12 protein-coding genes are annotated in these 15,452 nt (G+C 41.6%); 5 read left to right on the top strand and 7 right to left on the bottom strand.

Annotation, left to right across the window (positions count from 1 at the left end; translation table 11 throughout):
- The first annotated feature begins 1 nt into the window (after position 1).
- From AC1DQW_RS10175 to rseP, 3 genes are read left to right on the top strand one after another with little or no spacing between them, the layout of a single operon-like run.
- Positions 2-1,504 (top strand): GH3 auxin-responsive promoter family protein, encoded by a 1,503-nt coding sequence (locus AC1DQW_RS10175; RefSeq protein ID WP_477453980.1) that lies wholly within the window; start codon positions 2-4, stop codon positions 1,502-1,504.
- A gap of 60 nt (positions 1,505-1,564) precedes the next feature.
- Complete coding sequence (locus AC1DQW_RS10170) at positions 1,565-2,752, top strand: 1-deoxy-D-xylulose-5-phosphate reductoisomerase (RefSeq protein WP_477453979.1); 1,188 nt, start codon at positions 1,565-1,567, stop codon at positions 2,750-2,752.
- An 18-nt stretch (positions 2,753-2,770) separates the two neighbouring features.
- Positions 2,771-4,105 carry an RIP metalloprotease RseP gene (gene rseP / locus AC1DQW_RS10165; RefSeq protein WP_477453978.1) on the top strand — a complete coding sequence of 445 codons (1,335 nt, stop codon included), beginning with the start codon at positions 2,771-2,773 and terminating at the stop codon, positions 4,103-4,105.
- A 444-nt stretch (positions 4,106-4,549) separates the two neighbouring features.
- Here rseP and AC1DQW_RS10160 read toward each other — a convergent pair whose 3' ends face one another.
- The 7 genes from AC1DQW_RS10160 to AC1DQW_RS10130 all read right to left on the bottom strand — a co-directional run bounded on the left by AC1DQW_RS10160 (position 4,550) and on the right by AC1DQW_RS10130 (position 13,258).
- The gene (locus AC1DQW_RS10160) at positions 4,550-5,110 is read right to left on the bottom strand and encodes a DUF4199 domain-containing protein (RefSeq protein WP_477453977.1); all 561 of its coding nucleotides are present in this window, start codon (positions 5,108-5,110) and stop codon (positions 4,550-4,552) included.
- 185 nt (positions 5,111-5,295) lie between these two features.
- Positions 5,296-5,874, bottom strand: coding sequence for a DUF4199 domain-containing protein (locus AC1DQW_RS10155; protein WP_477453976.1), 579 nt, complete (start codon positions 5,872-5,874; stop codon positions 5,296-5,298).
- A 27-nt stretch (positions 5,875-5,901) separates the two neighbouring features.
- Positions 5,902-6,570 carry a hypothetical protein gene (locus AC1DQW_RS10150; protein ID WP_477416595.1) on the bottom strand — a complete coding sequence of 223 codons (669 nt, stop codon included), beginning with the start codon at positions 6,568-6,570 and terminating at the stop codon, positions 5,902-5,904.
- Positions 6,571-6,577: 7 nt separating this feature from the next.
- The gene (locus AC1DQW_RS10145) at positions 6,578-7,828 is read right to left on the bottom strand and encodes a dihydroorotase (protein ID WP_477453975.1); all 1,251 of its coding nucleotides are present in this window, start codon (positions 7,826-7,828) and stop codon (positions 6,578-6,580) included.
- 27 nt (positions 7,829-7,855) lie between these two features.
- On the bottom strand, positions 7,856-9,904 hold the full coding sequence (locus AC1DQW_RS10140) for a BatA domain-containing protein (protein ID WP_477453974.1): 2,049 nt from the start codon (positions 9,902-9,904) through the stop codon (positions 7,856-7,858).
- Between the two features lie 272 nt (positions 9,905-10,176).
- Positions 10,177-11,613 (bottom strand): alpha-L-fucosidase, encoded by a 1,437-nt coding sequence (locus AC1DQW_RS10135; RefSeq protein ID WP_477453973.1) that lies wholly within the window; start codon positions 11,611-11,613, stop codon positions 10,177-10,179.
- Between the two features lie 535 nt (positions 11,614-12,148).
- Positions 12,149-13,258 carry a twin-arginine translocation signal domain-containing protein gene (locus AC1DQW_RS10130; RefSeq protein ID WP_477453972.1) on the bottom strand — a complete coding sequence of 370 codons (1,110 nt, stop codon included), beginning with the start codon at positions 13,256-13,258 and terminating at the stop codon, positions 12,149-12,151.
- A gap of 336 nt (positions 13,259-13,594) precedes the next feature.
- Between AC1DQW_RS10130 and AC1DQW_RS10125 the strand changes: the two genes are divergently transcribed.
- Complete coding sequence (locus tag AC1DQW_RS10125) at positions 13,595-14,986, top strand: sensor histidine kinase (RefSeq protein WP_477453971.1); 1,392 nt, start codon at positions 13,595-13,597, stop codon at positions 14,984-14,986.
- An 88-nt stretch (positions 14,987-15,074) separates the two neighbouring features.
- Positions 15,075-15,452, top strand: a complete 378-nt coding sequence (locus AC1DQW_RS10120; protein ID WP_477408579.1) for a response regulator — start codon at positions 15,075-15,077, stop codon at positions 15,450-15,452.

The following is a 15,452-nucleotide window of genomic DNA, read 5'->3' as shown; positions in this document are numbered from 1 at the left end:
AATGGGTTTAAAATCTGTATTGAGCAAAGTATTTGCGGCCCTTGTAAACAGGGAGCTTAACTATATACGTACAAACGCGCCCGCATTGCAGCAAAAAACATTCAGCAACCTGGTATTCCAGGCAAAAGATACTGCTTTTGGCAAGGCGCACAATTTTTCGCAGATTAACAATTACGAAGATTTTAAAAGAAACGTACCTATCCATGATTATGAGGACCTGCGCCCTTACATAGATAGGGTTGTAAACGGCGAAGAAAACGTATTATGGCCGGGTAAACCAGCCTATCTTGCCAAAACATCGGGCACTACATCGGGTGTTAAATATATCCCGATATCAAAAGAAAGTATGCCACAGCATATCAAGGCTGCCCGCAATGCCCTGCTCAGCTACATTCACGAAACCGGCAATGCCGATTTTGTGGATGGTAAAATGATATTTTTACAGGGGAGCCCTGTACTGGCAGAAAAAAACGGTGTTTCAACCGGCAGGCTTTCGGGTATTGTAGCTCATCATGTGCCAGCCTACCTGCAAAAAAATCGCTTACCAGCTTATGATACCAATTGTATTGAGGATTGGGAGCAAAAAGTTGATGCCATTGTTGAAGAAACCTTTAACCAGGATATGCGCCTTATATCGGGCATCCCACCCTGGTGTCAGATGTATTTCGACAGGCTTTCGGCAAAATCCGGGGGCAAAAAGGTGAAAGAGATCTTTCCCAATTTTAAACTTTACGTTCATGGCGGAGTAAACTACGAGCCGTACAGAGCCCGGATGGAAGAAAGCATCGGATTTAAAATCGATTCCATCGAAACTTATCCTGCATCGGAAGGCTTCATTGCTTTCCAGGATTCGCAGAAAGAAAAAGGATTGCTGTTATTGGTCGATTCGGGGATATTTTACGAATTCATTCCATCCGAAGAATATTTTAATGAATACCCTACACGTATCAACATTAAAGATGTAGAACTGGAAAAAAATTACGCCCTTATCATGAATACAAGCGCCGGTTTGTGGGGCTACAGTTTGGGCGATACCATTAAATTCATTTCCAAAAACCCGTATAAGATCATCGTAACAGGCCGCATCAAACATTATATCTCGGCATTTGGCGAGCATGTGATTGGTGAAGAGGTTGAGCATGCCTTAATGAGCGTAGCTAAACAAGAAGGTGTTGATGTAATTGAGTTCACGGTAGCGCCACAGGTTAACCCGCCTGCAGGGCAGCTCCCCTATCATGAGTGGTTTGTGGAGTTTGGTACACCACCTTCCAATCTTCAGGCATTTGCCATAAAAGTAGATAAAGCCCTGCAAAAGAAAAATATTTACTATTTTGACCTGATGGAAGGTAACATTTTACAACCTTTGATCATCCAAAGCCTGCAAAAAGACGCGTTCATTAATTACATGCGTTCGGAAGGTAAACTTGGGGGACAGAATAAAGTGCCACGGCTATCAAATGACAGGAAGATAGCTGATGGATTAAAAGAGTATATTAGCAAATAAAAAATACCACCCGTCAGTGCGAGGAACGAAGCAAAGACGATTTTAAATATTAAAGCTTCATTGAGTAATCAGATAAAAAACATTGCCATACTTGGCTCAACAGGCAGTATAGGTACGCAAACCCTCCAGGTTATAAAGGGTAACAGTAACCTGTTCAGGGCTTTTTTACTTACCGCACATTCCAATGCCGATCTGCTCATTAGCCAGGCCATTGAATTTGAGCCTGAGTATGCTATAATATGCGATCAAAGTAAATACCTGCAGGTAAAAGAAGCACTGGCCCACCAGCCAACAAAGGTGCTTGCCGGACACCAGGCCATTATTGATACGGTTACCCATCCGGATATTGCTATAGTGCTTACTGCAATGGTTGGCTTTGCCGGGCTGGAGCCTACTATTGCCGCCATTAAATCGGGCAAGGATATTGCCCTTGCCAATAAAGAAACACTGGTTGTAGCCGGCGAAATTGTAACAGCCCTTGCCAAACAACATGGTGTAAAAATCCTTCCTGTTGATTCAGAACATTCGGCTATATTTCAATGCCTTGCCGGTGAAGAAGCTAATCCTATCGAAAAGTTGATCATCACCGCTTCTGGGGGGCCATTCCGGGGTCGTGGGGTTGATTTTTTGGCAGATGTAACCCGCGAGGACGCGCTTAAACACCCCAACTGGGTAATGGGCGCCAAAATCACTATCGATTCGGCATCGCTTATGAATAAGGGCCTCGAGGTAATAGAAGCCAAATGGCTTTTTGAYATAGACGCCGACCAGATAGATGTAATTGTTCATCCGCAGTCAATCATCCACTCGATGGTGCAGTTCAAAGACGGATCAATCAAAGCACAAATGGGTTTGCCGGATATGAAGTTGCCTATTCAATACGCGCTTACCTATCCCGACCGGATCCAAAACGATTTTAAACGCTTTAGCTTTACCGATTATCCTAATCTTACTTTTGAAAAACCAGACCTGGAAACTTTTCGTAATCTTAATTTAGCGTACCAGGCCTTAAAACAAGGTGGAAACATGCCTTGTATTATTAATGCAGCCAATGAAATAGCCGTGGCTGGTTTCCTCAACAATAGCATTGGTTTTTTAGCTATGAGCAACCTTATTGAGGAATGCATGCAGCATATAAAGCATATAGCGCAGCCCACCTTAACCGACTATTTGAATACTGACGAAGAAACACGCATCTTTGCGCAAAATTTTATACAAAAATTGCCGTTAAAGGCAATACACTATTAAATAGATAAATATAAATTAATGAGTATAGTGATAATGGTGGGCCAGCTTGTACTGGGCCTTTCAATTTTAATAATCCTGCATGAGTTGGGTCATTTTTTAGCGGCACGTGCCTTTGGGATTAAAGTAGAGAAGTTTTACCTGTTTTTTGATGCATGGAACATAAGCCTGTTTAAATTTACATATAAAGGTGTTGAATATGGTATTGGCTGGCTGCCTTTGGGTGGTTATGTTAAAATTGCCGGTATGATAGATGAATCAATGGATACCGACCAACTGGCCGGCCCGCCGCAACCCTGGGAGTTCCGTTCAAAACCGGCCTGGCAGCGTTTAATTGTAATGCTTGGTGGTGTTACCGTGAACGTTATCCTGGGTATCCTGATATTCTGGATTCTGACTATGCGTTTCGGCGAAAGTTATATACCAAACTCAAGTGCCAAATACGGTATTGTACCCGGTGTAGTTGGTAAAAAAATCGGTTTAATGGCTGGCGATAAGATCACCGCAGTTAACGGCAAAGCTGTTGTGCGTTTTGACGACCTTACCAGCCCTAAAGTATTACTTGAAAACACAGTTTTTACCGTTCTACGCGGTACTCAAACGTTAAGTGTAACTGTACCGCACACCATATTAAATGACCTGAGCGATAACGGCATTGAAGAGTTTATAAGCCGTGTGCCAAGGATGAAGTTTGTAGTTGATTCGTTATCTCCAAATGGAGCAGCACGAAAATCAGGATTGCTTAAAGGTGATAGCATTGTTGCCATTAATAACGTACCTATTGCTTTTTATGACCAGGTAAAACCTGAACTTCAAAAAAACAAAGGTAAGCTGGTTGATTTGACTATAAAACGTAATAGTAACCCTATGGTGATAAAAGCCCAGTTAGGCAATGACGGCACATTGGGTTTCTATCCATCTAAAAACGACCTCCCCGAGATAAGAACTATTAAATATGGTTTCTTCGCATCCTTACCAATAGGCGCATCAAGAGCAATAAGCACCTTTACCGATAACGCCAAAGGTTTAGGCAAAATTTTTAAGGGCGATGTAAAGTTTAACAAAGCAGTAAGCGGTCCGGTTGCAATTGCCAACCTGTTTGGCAGCACTATAGATTGGGTTCACTTCTGGAGCCTGGTAGGCTTTTTATCAATGGTATTAGCCCTAATGAACCTGTTGCCCATCCCGGCGCTGGATGGTGGCCATGCCGTATTTCTCATCGTGGAGATGATAAAGGGTAAGCCGTTAAGCGATAAGTTCCTGGAGCGCGCCCAGATAGTAGGTTTTGTGATACTGGTTACGCTGATGGTATTTGTTTTTGGCAATGATATTGTGAAACAGGTAATGAAGAAGTAAAAGCTTCTTACTACATATTAAACAGCCCGGGAGATTATCTTTCGGGCTGTTTTGTTTGCATCAATTCCCTCAGCATAGTTAACCCGGTATTTAAAATCCTTTCGCACCATTCACTGACTGTTTTTTATATTTTTTTTCTTTGTATACAAACTGACATCCTGGTTTCTCCCGAAGAATAATTTCCGGCTTTCTTTTACAAAAAAGAGTTTACATACCGACACAAAACTCTTATTATAAAATACTTAATTAAAAACAGGAGATTATAAAAGGTTATTTAAAAGTACATAAACAAGTATTACTAAGGTGATCTAAAGGTGCACGTAAGGTATGTTAAAGGTGTACCAACGGTGGGGTATTTTCAAGGCATTTTACATAAAAATCATTGATATAAAAAAGGCCCTGTCTTATCAGAAAGGGCCTAAAATATTGTAAGATCATTTTATATTAAACAGCAGGGTCTGCTGCCGGTTGCGAATCAGCATAACCGGCTACATCAAGTGGTGAACGTTCTTTTTTAAATATAGCCGCACCAATAAGGGCTATAACAACTCCCATAATTGCCGAAATAAAAACAGCCCCTACAGCGCCAAAAACCGCAAAATATTTGCGGGTTATGTTCATAGCTGAATCTATTTGATCCTGGGACATATTTTTTGCTTCCAGTTGTGCTTGTGTACCTGCAATCGTTTTTTCAACCATTTCGGGGCTTAGGATTGCATAGTACAGGTAAGTAAATATGGCCGATAATACGCCTGTGAAAACAGCATATAAAAAGCCCGATAAAAAACCTTCACCAAAGGTCATAAAACCACCAAGATTGTCACGGTACTCCTTTTGTGTTAAAAACAGAAAAGCAATAAAAGGCAGCAAACTGAGGTATTTAACAGAAGAATTAGGATCGACATTAAGAAACTGAAAGGCGTAGGTAATTATAATTGATGTAACCAGGCCGATTAATGCCCATTTGATTGCGGGTTGTGATGGACTTGCTTTTTTTACTGTCATGATTTTAGGTTTTTTATTTAACTAAATTAACTAATATTTCATAAATCAGCTATACCTAAGGATGTTTATTTATGCCCCGCGTTTGGATAAAGCTTTTTTGCACCATTTTTATGAATAAAAACAGGCCCTTTCTTTTCAGAAAAGGCCCGCAATATGAGGTCAACAAACTTATAATGATGGGCTTATCAAGCGATGGACTGTGTTTGCTTCTCGTTCTTAAAAAAAGCAGCGAAGACGATTGATAAAACAAATAAAAATATAATACTGATTGCTAATGCCTGAATTTGCTGACCTATGGTGATACTTTTTTCACCCTCAAATGCCTTTTGCATCTCAGCTATTTTTGCATCTGCCTCTTTTTTACTTTCCGGGTTACTGGCTTTTAATTTATTAAGTGCATTGAGCATCGCGGCTTCCGTTTTATGAGCCATATCAGGTTCAATTATTTTTGCAAACACCTGGTCTTTTACTATATATACAACTAAGTACGATGCAAAAAACATTATAAAAATCCCGGTGGTGGCTTGTCTTAAGCTCCAAAAACCACCAATCTTTTTCCTAAGAGCATTGCAAAATAAAATTGATATACCAATTGGCAGGATATATGTAAACAACACCGAGCCAATAGTTATAGTAACAGCCGATTTTGCAATCAAAATCATAAAGTAAAAAAAAAGGACGCTCAGTACAGATAAAATACCTCCTAATAACAAACCCTTAATAAGTCCTTGTTTTTTTATCTTTCTATCAATCTCTTCATTCATATAACAATTAATTAATGGGTTTAAAGCCTATTGAAAATTAACCAATATCTCTAAAACAGCCATGTCAAAATCTTTTTCCAAAGCGTTTTCGGCTATTACCGCTTTTGCTTCGGGCGATGGATCGGTGTTCTGGAAAAAGCACATCATTGGGTAAAATAGTTCGACAAGTTCAGAGTCTTCCGGCAAGCTGTTAGCTACATTGGCTATTTCTTCAACCGGGCTTTCCATCAGGATCTGGTTGGCAATAACGGGTTCGTAAATACGGTATTCATCCTGAAACTCGTCCTCATCAACCAATAAAAACTCTTTAAGGTAGTCTTCAAGTTCTGGTTCAATATCTTCGTCTTCGCATTCGTTAAGGTACAATAGCAGGTTCAGCAGCTCGGTGCCACGATCAAGCGTTTGTTCTTCAATGTCTTCCCATTCAGGGGTATCCAGGTAATCCTCTTCCAGTTTCTTTACATCGGCACTGAAGAAATTGATCAGCAGTAAATCAAAAAATACCTCGCGAAGTACCTCAACCTGGGGATTATTATCAAACACTTCGTCCAAAGCATCCACTTTGGTTAAAAAATCTTCGTCTGATGCGAAAACATCACCGAAATCAGCGTTTAGTCCTGTAGCATCAAAGCTATTATATTTAGAAAATGCCTCTAAGGCAGCCTGGTAGGCCGTTTCTATTTTTGGATCGATCATAGTTTTTCTATTTAAGTATTTGTTGATTGTTATAGGTTAACAGCACTTTGCCCTTTAAGTTCTGCCCCACAAAGGGAGAATTTATCGACTTAGACAGGTTGCTTTTGCTGTTATATTCCCATGCTGCATTTATATCAAAAAGCACTATGTTGGCTTTTTCTCCTTCGGCTATTACCGGCACCTCCACCCCTAAAATTTCCCTGGGGTTGATGGAAAGTTTCTCAACCAATAACTCAACTGGCAAGCCTGATAGCAGGGCCAGCGCCAATGTTGTCTGGAAGCCGATTATACCATACTCAGCTACCTCAAACTCCACATCCTTAAACTCAATTTCGTGTGGGGTATGCTGCGATACAATGGCATCAATTGTGCCATCATTTAGGCCTTTTATAAGCGCTTTAACATCATCTTTGGTACGTAGCGGAGGCTTTACCTTATATTGACTATCAAAGCCCAGCAGGGCCTCATCCGTGAGGACAAGATGATGAGCAGCCACATCGCAGGTAACTTCCAGGCCTTTACGTTTAGCCTCGCGAATAAGCTCAACAGAGCGGGCGGTTGATATGGTGCTGAAATGTATTTTTGATACCGTGTATTCGGCCAGGTAAAGATCGCGGGCTATCATCAGTTCCTCAGCAAGCGAAGGAATTCCTTTCATACCCAGCAGCGTGCTGATCTCACCTTCGTTCACCTTTGCTTTACCTGCTATAGCGGTATCTTCGGGGTACGAGAAAACCAGCGCGTCAAATCCCTGGGCATATAACAACGCACGCTCCATAAGGCCGGCATCCTGTACGGGTCGGTTACCATCGGTAAAGGCCTTGGCCCCGCTTAAGTACATATCATACATTTCGGCCAGGTCCTTTCCTTCGCGCTTGTGCGATATGGTTCCTAAAGGATACACATCTACCAGGTTGCCCTTTGCACGGTTAAGCAGGTACTCAATTTCGGCTTTTGAATGTACAGGCGGCACGGTGTTTGGCATCATGGCCACACCGGTAAAACCGCCGGCGGCGGCTGCCCGGGTACCTGTACGCATATCCTCTTTGGTTTCCAAACCTAATTCGCCAATGTTGCAGTTAAGATCGAAAAAGCCGGGGGATACATATTTACCTTCGCCATCTACCAGGTCAGCATCGGCTTCAATATCTTCGGCAATGTGGGAGATAATCCCGTTTTTAATTAAAATATCGGCAACTTGTTGATGAAAAGGTGATCCGGGATCAAGAATAGTGGCAGATTTGATAAGCAAATTCATTAGCACTGCTTTAAGGATTTTTGTTGATTAAACTGGTTGCTTTGCAGCCTGCATATCGGGTTTAAAGTACCTGATGAGCAAAATTTCGGCAGCCAGAAAAATCAATGCCAAAATTATACAAAGTTTCCATAATTGTGTACCTAAATTTGTTTCGGTAACAATACCTTTTAAAGATGCATTACCACCTGTAATTAAGGCGGTTGTCTTAGGCATAAATTCTTTTAAAGCAGATGACGTAAGATAGCTCATGTCAGATTCGCTGCGGTTATCATTAAAGGCCAGCGCAGCCAGCGTACTATCCTGCTTTTTTAAAGTATAAATTCCGGGCTGATGCAACTGGTCTGATACATAAAGCAGCGTACTTCCCTCCTGCTGCCACACGTCTGGGATGCTGGTTTGTTCACCTTTGCATAGCTTAAGCAACTGCTTTTCGCTAATCTGTACAGGTGGTATTTCCAAAGCTTCATCCTGCCCCAGGGTGTAAAACAGTGGCAGATCGTGCCCGCTCAATAAAGCAATCCTGAACAATACAGGCACAAAAAGGGCATGCCGGGGCAGGTTGCTGAAATCCTCGTGAAGTGGCACTGCGGATACATAAACTTTGCCCCGCCCGCTGGCATAACCAGCCAAAAAAGGTTGACCGCTGGCTAAAGTCATCAGATTATCTGGAATACCGTGTGAAGTACTTAACTGGTAATATTTTTTAACCGTGGGCAGGTCGGGGTTTGCAGGAAAGCTTTCGAAAACGTTTTTAAATACAGGGCTTTGGCGGTTAAGGCCGGATACCTTGCTCGCTTCGGTTATTAGTTTTTCGGGATAGGCAGCATTCATAGCTTGCAGAAACAAGTGATAATTTGCCAGATCGATATCAACCGGGGGGAAAATAACCAGCGTGCCTCCTTTGGATACATAGGTTTTTAATTGCTGCGCCAGTCCCGAAGATACGGCTTTAATATCGCTTATGGCAATTAACGGGTAGCTATTTAATGCAGCGTAATCAACATTACCATCGGGTGTGCGTTGGATTTTAAAAAATGGATCGGCCCCGAAAACAGCCTTTAGATATGGATTGGGTATACCCCCATCTATCAACAAAACCGGCATCTGCTGTGCCACATTAAAGCTGAAATAAAACTTATTATCAAAGGTTACAGGATTATCCTGTAATTGCACCTCACCCTGTTGCCAGCCTGCCTGCAGGCCCATAAATGACAATGTATCGCTTTGTACCGACCGTGCAGCGAGGGTATAGCTGCCCAATGCTTTTTGCGCACCGTTTATTAATACTTTAAGTGGAATTTTCTCTGCCTTTTCGGCGGCATAATTATGCAGGCGAACAACCAGCTTTTCGCTTTCACCGGGGCGATGTATGGCACTTAACAGCCAAACAGAATCAACGGCAACATTGGGTAGGTTTCCCGCCTTAAGCTGTATTAAACTGATAGCTATGCCACTATCGGTTTTCAAAGGCTTACCGACCATGTTTTTTTGTAGATCGGATATGATGTAGACAGATCTGGCTGCGCCCGGCTGTGTCTCTAATAAACCCAGTTGCCTGCTGATGATCTGCTGCAGGGTACGGCTTTGGGGGCTGATCTTTACCTGGTCTACCTCGTCATTAAACTCATCTCGGCTCAGCAAGCGCTGGTGGCGGCCTTCAAAATCCTGCGTAAGCAATTGGAAACGGTCATTTATATTGTATGCCGATGCTATTTCTTTGGCCTTTTGTTTGGCATCATCCAGCAACGAACCCTCGCGGTTAAGGGTTTGCATAGAATATGAATTATCAACAAAAACACTTACAACATTCTGCCGGCCTGCGTTAGCCGTGTTTTGTGCAGGGATAAAAGGCCGGGCAAAGGCAAAAACCAGGAAAGCCAATGCCAGTAACCTTGATGCAAGAATCAATCTTTCCTTTAAATTTCTGCGGGATGATTGCTGCTCCTGGATCTCCTTTAAAAATTGAACATTGCTGAAATTTACCTTCTGAAACTTACGAAAGTTGAATAAATGGATAAGTACAGGAATGGCTAACGTAAGTAATGCAAATAAAAAAGCCGGATAGATGAAATGCATATGTGCGGATTTCAGATTTCAGATGTGCAAATATGCAGATTTCGGGAGCCAAATGTGCAGATTTCGGGAGGCAAATGTGCAGATTTCAAATTTCAGATGTGCAAATTGTTATAAAGGTTATAAAACAATAGCCTCAAATTTTTTAAAAAATGAGGCTATGTTTATTAACTGGTTAGCATTGATTACTCAAACGACATCTGCACATCTGTAATTTGCACATCTGCATATCTACTTCCAACGTCTTCACATCTTTAATTTGTACATCTGCATATCTACTTCGTTTCGTTATAAACCTCAAACTCCGCAATACTTGGGGCGTTATCATATGTTTGGCTAGACATACGCACCTTATCGCCTTTCACCTGGTTAAAGCGGTTCACTTTTACCCGACTAAGGTTTTCGCCTTCAAAAATCGTTTTCCAGGTAGCACCATCAAGATACTCCAGCTTGTATTTTTTTATGTTGGGCTTACTCTCAAAAACTACCACAGTATTAAATGGTGTACCAGGCTTTAAGGTTACCTCATACCAAGGGCTTTTTACCCTTGGGTTTGATTGCCATGATGATCCAAAATCATCGTCATTGGCAAAGTCCATAATATTCGAGTCGTCGCTCCAGCTTGAATTAGCTGCCGCATGTTTAGCCAGGTTATGTGATATGATAGGTGCACCGGTATCGCCTAACTTAGCCACCGGGCCTTCATTTTTCCATAGCTCCCCTATTTGCTTTAAGCCTGCAAGCGCATTATCATCCATTAAACCATCGGTGTTTGGGGCCACATTAAGGATAAAATTACAGCTGGCGTTATTAAGCGGTACCAATACATCGTTTACCAGCTTGCTTACATCATGTATCGGGGTTGTGGGGAAATCTGTTTTCCAAAACCAGCTGCTTTGTATCGGCAAGCAGGCCAGAGCCGGCATTTTGTTGGTTTCTTTTGATACACGCTGGCCAGCCCCCATTTCATAAGTTTTAATATCAGTATAATATAAACCTTCGGCCGGGTACTTGGCGCCGTTAAGGTCCATCAACAAGCAGTTTGGCTGTAGCGATTTTACCAGTTTGTAAATTTCCTCAAATGGAATATCGTCATAAGAGATCCTCGACCATGGCGCGTCCCATCCATCAATTATCAGGGCTTCTATCTGTCCATAGTTGGTAAGCAACTCCGTAATTTGCTTTTTAACCATATCAATATGCTTTGGCTGGATCATATTAGGGCGTAAGCGGTGATGCGTATCCAAAATTGAATAATACAACATCACCTTTAAACCCTGATCGCGGAATGCTTTGGTGTATTCCTTTACCACATCCCTCTTCAGCGGACTGTGCATCACGTTATAATCAGTTGTTTTGGTATCCCATATGCAGAAACCGCTGTGATGCTTTGTTGTAAGACAACCATAAGTCATATTGGCCGATTTTGCAGCCTTTGCCCACTGTACACAATCCAGTTTTGTTGGGTTAAATGCAGCAGCAGGTGTTTCTGGATCAGGCCAGTCGGCATCCTGGTATGTTGGAATATTAAAGTGAATGAACATACCAAATCTCAGATCGACAAATTTTTGCTGTAATTCTGAAAGCGGAATTGGCGTTTTTGATGTGTTTTGAGCAAGTGCATTTAATGTGCTTAAAATAACAGCACACATAAAAAAAGGTATCAGTTTCTTTTTCAAGGTGATAGTTTGTTTTGTAATAGGATTGTTCATCGTCAGTTTTACTGGTGTTATGGTAACTGGTTAAGTTTACGTAATATTTCGTAAAAATGACTATTCAAAAGACTATTTGAAATGGATTATCATTTACCGTAATGGACAAAAAGCTTATTTTACTGTAAAACATTGTTTAATGTGCATACAATAATTTACGTAGCGGGTTAATTTGTTTGTTTAGCAGCCGTACCCCAGGTGTAGATTCTTTTTTATTGCCTGATTTTTTTTATTTACGACCAGATCGGTTATTTTGGGTTGATTCAGGTTTACAGCTTCAGGATGCTTAAGCGATGCCAGGTTGATACCGCCCTGTCATAATCGCCCGACAGCGAAAGCACATAACCAAATATGCAGGCCAATACTGCCGATATAAACCCGATGAGGAGTGTTACAAATACAGCAGGCTTTAAATTCTCCTACTCCTTTTTGTAGGATAAAATATTAAAAACAGCCGCAAGCAAAATAAATCCGATAGGCAGATGTACGATAAGCGGATGCAGGTGGCCGGCAAAAGTAAAAATGTTTGCTAATATCATACACGGGTTAATTTTACCGGGGCCGTATGGTAAGCGTTCCACTGGCATACGTAAACATTTTTATCCTCATCAATACAAACATCATGGCCATGCTGAAAAACGGGGTTCGCCGCCTGTAAAGTTGGCTGCAAAACACCATTTTTATAGACAGGCGCAGTGCCACCAGGATTCGAGATAACTTTATTGTTTCCATCAAGCACCGTCACAAAGCCCGAATAATCAAAGCGCTGACCGCTGCTATTTTTTGACCAGCAAACTCCTGCGTAAATATTCTGTTCATTAATCACTGCACGGCATACGTACATACCCGGCATATCAATACGTTTAATGAACTTGCCATCCATGGTAAATACTTTAAAGCAATTTTCCTCGCGGGAGGTACAGATCAGCGTAGGATTATTTTTATCGCGGGTATCAACAGTGATACCATGCGCGTTTACCAGGTTGTGCTCTTTATTTGCGTTGTTATGCCCGCCGAAATGACGAATATACTGTCCTTTATTATCGTAATGGATAATATAATCAGATCCATAACCATCGGCCACATAAATATCACCGTTGGGGGCTACAGCAGTCTCGGTTGGTTTAAAGGGCTCATTATCTTTATAAACGCCAATGGTGCGTGGGTGACCAATGGCAAATATCAATTTACCATCAACCGTGGTTTTCAATACCTGGCCCGATTGCCCGTAAGAATTACCGGTTTTATCAACTGCCCAGCCGCAATCGGTAAGTAAAAGAAAATCTTCGCCCCCTTCTTTGCTTATGGTTAAGCCATGACCGCCCGGCAAGGCAGTTCCCCAGTAATCCAGCAGTTTGCCCGATTTATCAAATATCAGGATGTTATTTTGGGTATGATCGCCCAGCATAATCAAACGGCCCTTACTATCTTGTACCATTTCATGACAGTTGGCCAGCGGGTGACTATTTACGCTGATTTTGGCCCACCCTTTATCAGCTTTGTATATAAAACCGCCCTGACCAACGGTTTGATCATCTGGTTTTAAATCCTTATGTAAAATAGCAAAGCTGTTTACAGGTGAAGCGGCAACCAATGCCGATGCAATGGCCGTTTTTTTTATAAAATCTCTTCTTGAGTTCCCCATGGCATTTTATAATATCAAGTAGGTGGTCTCATTTATCAAGCCAACTTCTTAACGCAGCTGGCTTCTCAATGACGTTTAATTGGTTAAAACAGGTTCTAAATATCCGGTTTCTTATTTGTATGTACAAATACTTTTTAGTAATTAGTATCGAGCTGCAAGTTTAAAAGCATTACAGCACAAACACCTGGTATATGCAAAAAAAACAGCCCGGTAATGTAACAGAAATGAGCCTACGCAGTCCATATGTTTATAAAAATTCTGTTTAGTGCAAATAAAATATTAGTTTTAAATTGTTTGGTTTATTATCCATCCTTATACCGGTGATATTTATATTATATGAACTTTGCATTTGAACCTGTTATTGCAATTATAGTAGCCAGCCAGCTGCGCAAAAAGATAAAAGAGGACAATGTCCGACCTGATCTTGCCCAATATATGATGTATGCCATATATGCTGCTATTGCATTAATTTGCCTTGGGCTAAGCGATTTTCTTAACGACGTTGTGGTGCTCGCCCTTAATAATTTGCTTGTCTTTGGGCTTATTGCATTGCCATACACAATTGAGGAGTTTAAAAGTAGCCGGTCGTTAAGCAACGCCGTGGCGCCGTATGCTGTTGCTACTTTTATATCAGACGTGTTCGAAACTGTATTTCCCAAGTTTTTCGAGAATCACAATGCCGTTTTTGGAAGCGCAAAAACTTTCGCGTTTTTATGGGCATGTGCTATGTGGCTCATGTACCGGAGGCAAAACAAAGCCCTCGAGCTTGAGCGCAAAAGGCGACGTGATGAGGAAGAGCAAAACAGAATGATGGCCGCCATGAAGGTAAATCTGGAAAGCCAGGTACGTGAGCGAACTGCCGAGCTTACCAACCAGAAAGAGGAATTACAAACTACCCTCGCCGAACTTAAAAGCACCCAGGCACAACTGGTACAGCAGGAAAAAATGGCTTCATTAGGTGAGCTTACCGCCGGTATAGCCCACGAAATTCAAAACCCTTTAAATTTTGTAAATAATTTTAGCGAGGTAAGTATTGAATTATTGGATGAGTTAAAGGATGAGGTATTTAGCAAATTGCCCGATGACGTTAAGCAGGAAGCTGATGACATCATAAGCGATATCACCCAAAACCTTACCAAAATAAACCAGCATGGCAAGCGTGCCGATGCTATTGTAAAAGGTATGCTGCAACACTCGCGCACCACTACCGGTAAAAAAGAACCTACCGATGTAAATGCCCTTGCCGATGAATACCTGCGTTTAAGCTACCACGGTTTGCGGGCTAAAGACAAGACGTTTAACGCCGGCATGAAAACCAGCTTTGATGAAAGCATTGGTAAAATTGAGGCCATTCCGCAGGATCTGGGCAGGGTGTTGCTCAATCTTTTTAATAATTCTTTTTATTCTGTTGCCGAAAAGAAAAAGCAGAACATTGCCGGTTATGAACCTACCGTAAGCGTAGTTACCAAAAAGGTTAAAAATCCGACGGGCTTAAGCGCGGTTGAAATAACGGTAAGCGATAATGGTACCGGCATACCGCAAAAGGTATTGGATAAAATATACCAGCCTTTTTTTACCACCAAACCAACCGGGCAGGGAACGGGGCTAGGCCTGTCTATGAGTTATGACATCATCACCAAAGGTCATGGCGGCGACTTGAAAGTGGAAACAGCGGAGGGTGAATTTGCCAGGTTTATCATTACCATTCCTGATATAAAAGCTAATTAATAGTATTTAGCATACAAGCTGACAAAAATTATGCTTTAACTATCTTTAATAAATAAACACAAAATTTAACTTTGGATTATATTTACATATGAAGATACTTGTTGTTGATGACGAGGCTGATGTACAACCACTGTTTTTGCAACGTTTTCGCAAAGAGATAAAAAGCGGGGAAACTGAGTTTAATTTCGCGCTATCAGGCGAGGAAGCGATGGCATTTCTGGCAGTTAATCATTCTGAAGTGGTGCTGATCTTATCAGACATTAACATGCCCGGGATGACTGGCCTGGAGCTTCTTGATAAAATAAGGCATACTTATGAAAAACCGCCACCGGTTGTGATGATGATTACCGCTTATGGCGATGATGAGAATTATAAGCGGTCGATGGAATTGGGCGCCGACGATTTTTTAACCAAACCGCTTGATTTTAATAATTTAAAAGAAAAACTAAAACACATAGAACAATAA

The organism is Mucilaginibacter sp. P5_A4, assembly GCF_056400605.1.
The sequence above is the reverse complement of the archived record's forward strand: the minus strand, read 5'-3'. Positions and strand labels throughout refer to the sequence as shown.

What these genes read in the sequence shown, in the direction of transcription:
- AC1DQW_RS10175 (WP_477453980.1), top strand. Translation starts at nt 2, where the DNA reads ATGGGTTTAAAATCTGTATTGAGCAAAGTATTTGCGGCCCTTGTAAAC.
- rseP (WP_477453978.1), top strand. Translation starts at nt 2,771, where the DNA reads ATGAGTATAGTGATAATGGTGGGCCAGCTTGTACTGGGCCTTTCAATT.
- AC1DQW_RS10160 (WP_477453977.1), bottom strand. Translation starts at nt 5,110, where the DNA reads ATGACAGTAAAAAAAGCAAGTCCATCACAACCCGCAATCAAATGGGCA.
- AC1DQW_RS10155 (WP_477453976.1), bottom strand. Translation starts at nt 5,874, where the DNA reads ATGAATGAAGAGATTGATAGAAAGATAAAAAAACAAGGACTTATTAAG.
- AC1DQW_RS10150 (WP_477416595.1), bottom strand. Translation starts at nt 6,570, where the DNA reads ATGATCGATCCAAAAATAGAAACGGCCTACCAGGCTGCCTTAGAGGCA.
- AC1DQW_RS10145 (WP_477453975.1), bottom strand. Translation starts at nt 7,828, where the DNA reads ATGAATTTGCTTATCAAATCTGCCACTATTCTTGATCCCGGATCACCT.
- AC1DQW_RS10140 (WP_477453974.1), bottom strand. Translation starts at nt 9,904, where the DNA reads ATGCATTTCATCTATCCGGCTTTTTTATTTGCATTACTTACGTTAGCC.
- AC1DQW_RS10135 (WP_477453973.1), bottom strand. Translation starts at nt 11,613, where the DNA reads ATGAACAATCCTATTACAAAACAAACTATCACCTTGAAAAAGAAACTG.
- AC1DQW_RS10130 (WP_477453972.1), bottom strand. Translation starts at nt 13,258, where the DNA reads ATGGGGAACTCAAGAAGAGATTTTATAAAAAAAACGGCCATTGCATCG.
- AC1DQW_RS10125 (WP_477453971.1), top strand. Translation starts at nt 13,595, where the DNA reads ATGAACTTTGCATTTGAACCTGTTATTGCAATTATAGTAGCCAGCCAG.
- AC1DQW_RS10120 (WP_477408579.1), top strand. Translation starts at nt 15,075, where the DNA reads ATGAAGATACTTGTTGTTGATGACGAGGCTGATGTACAACCACTGTTT.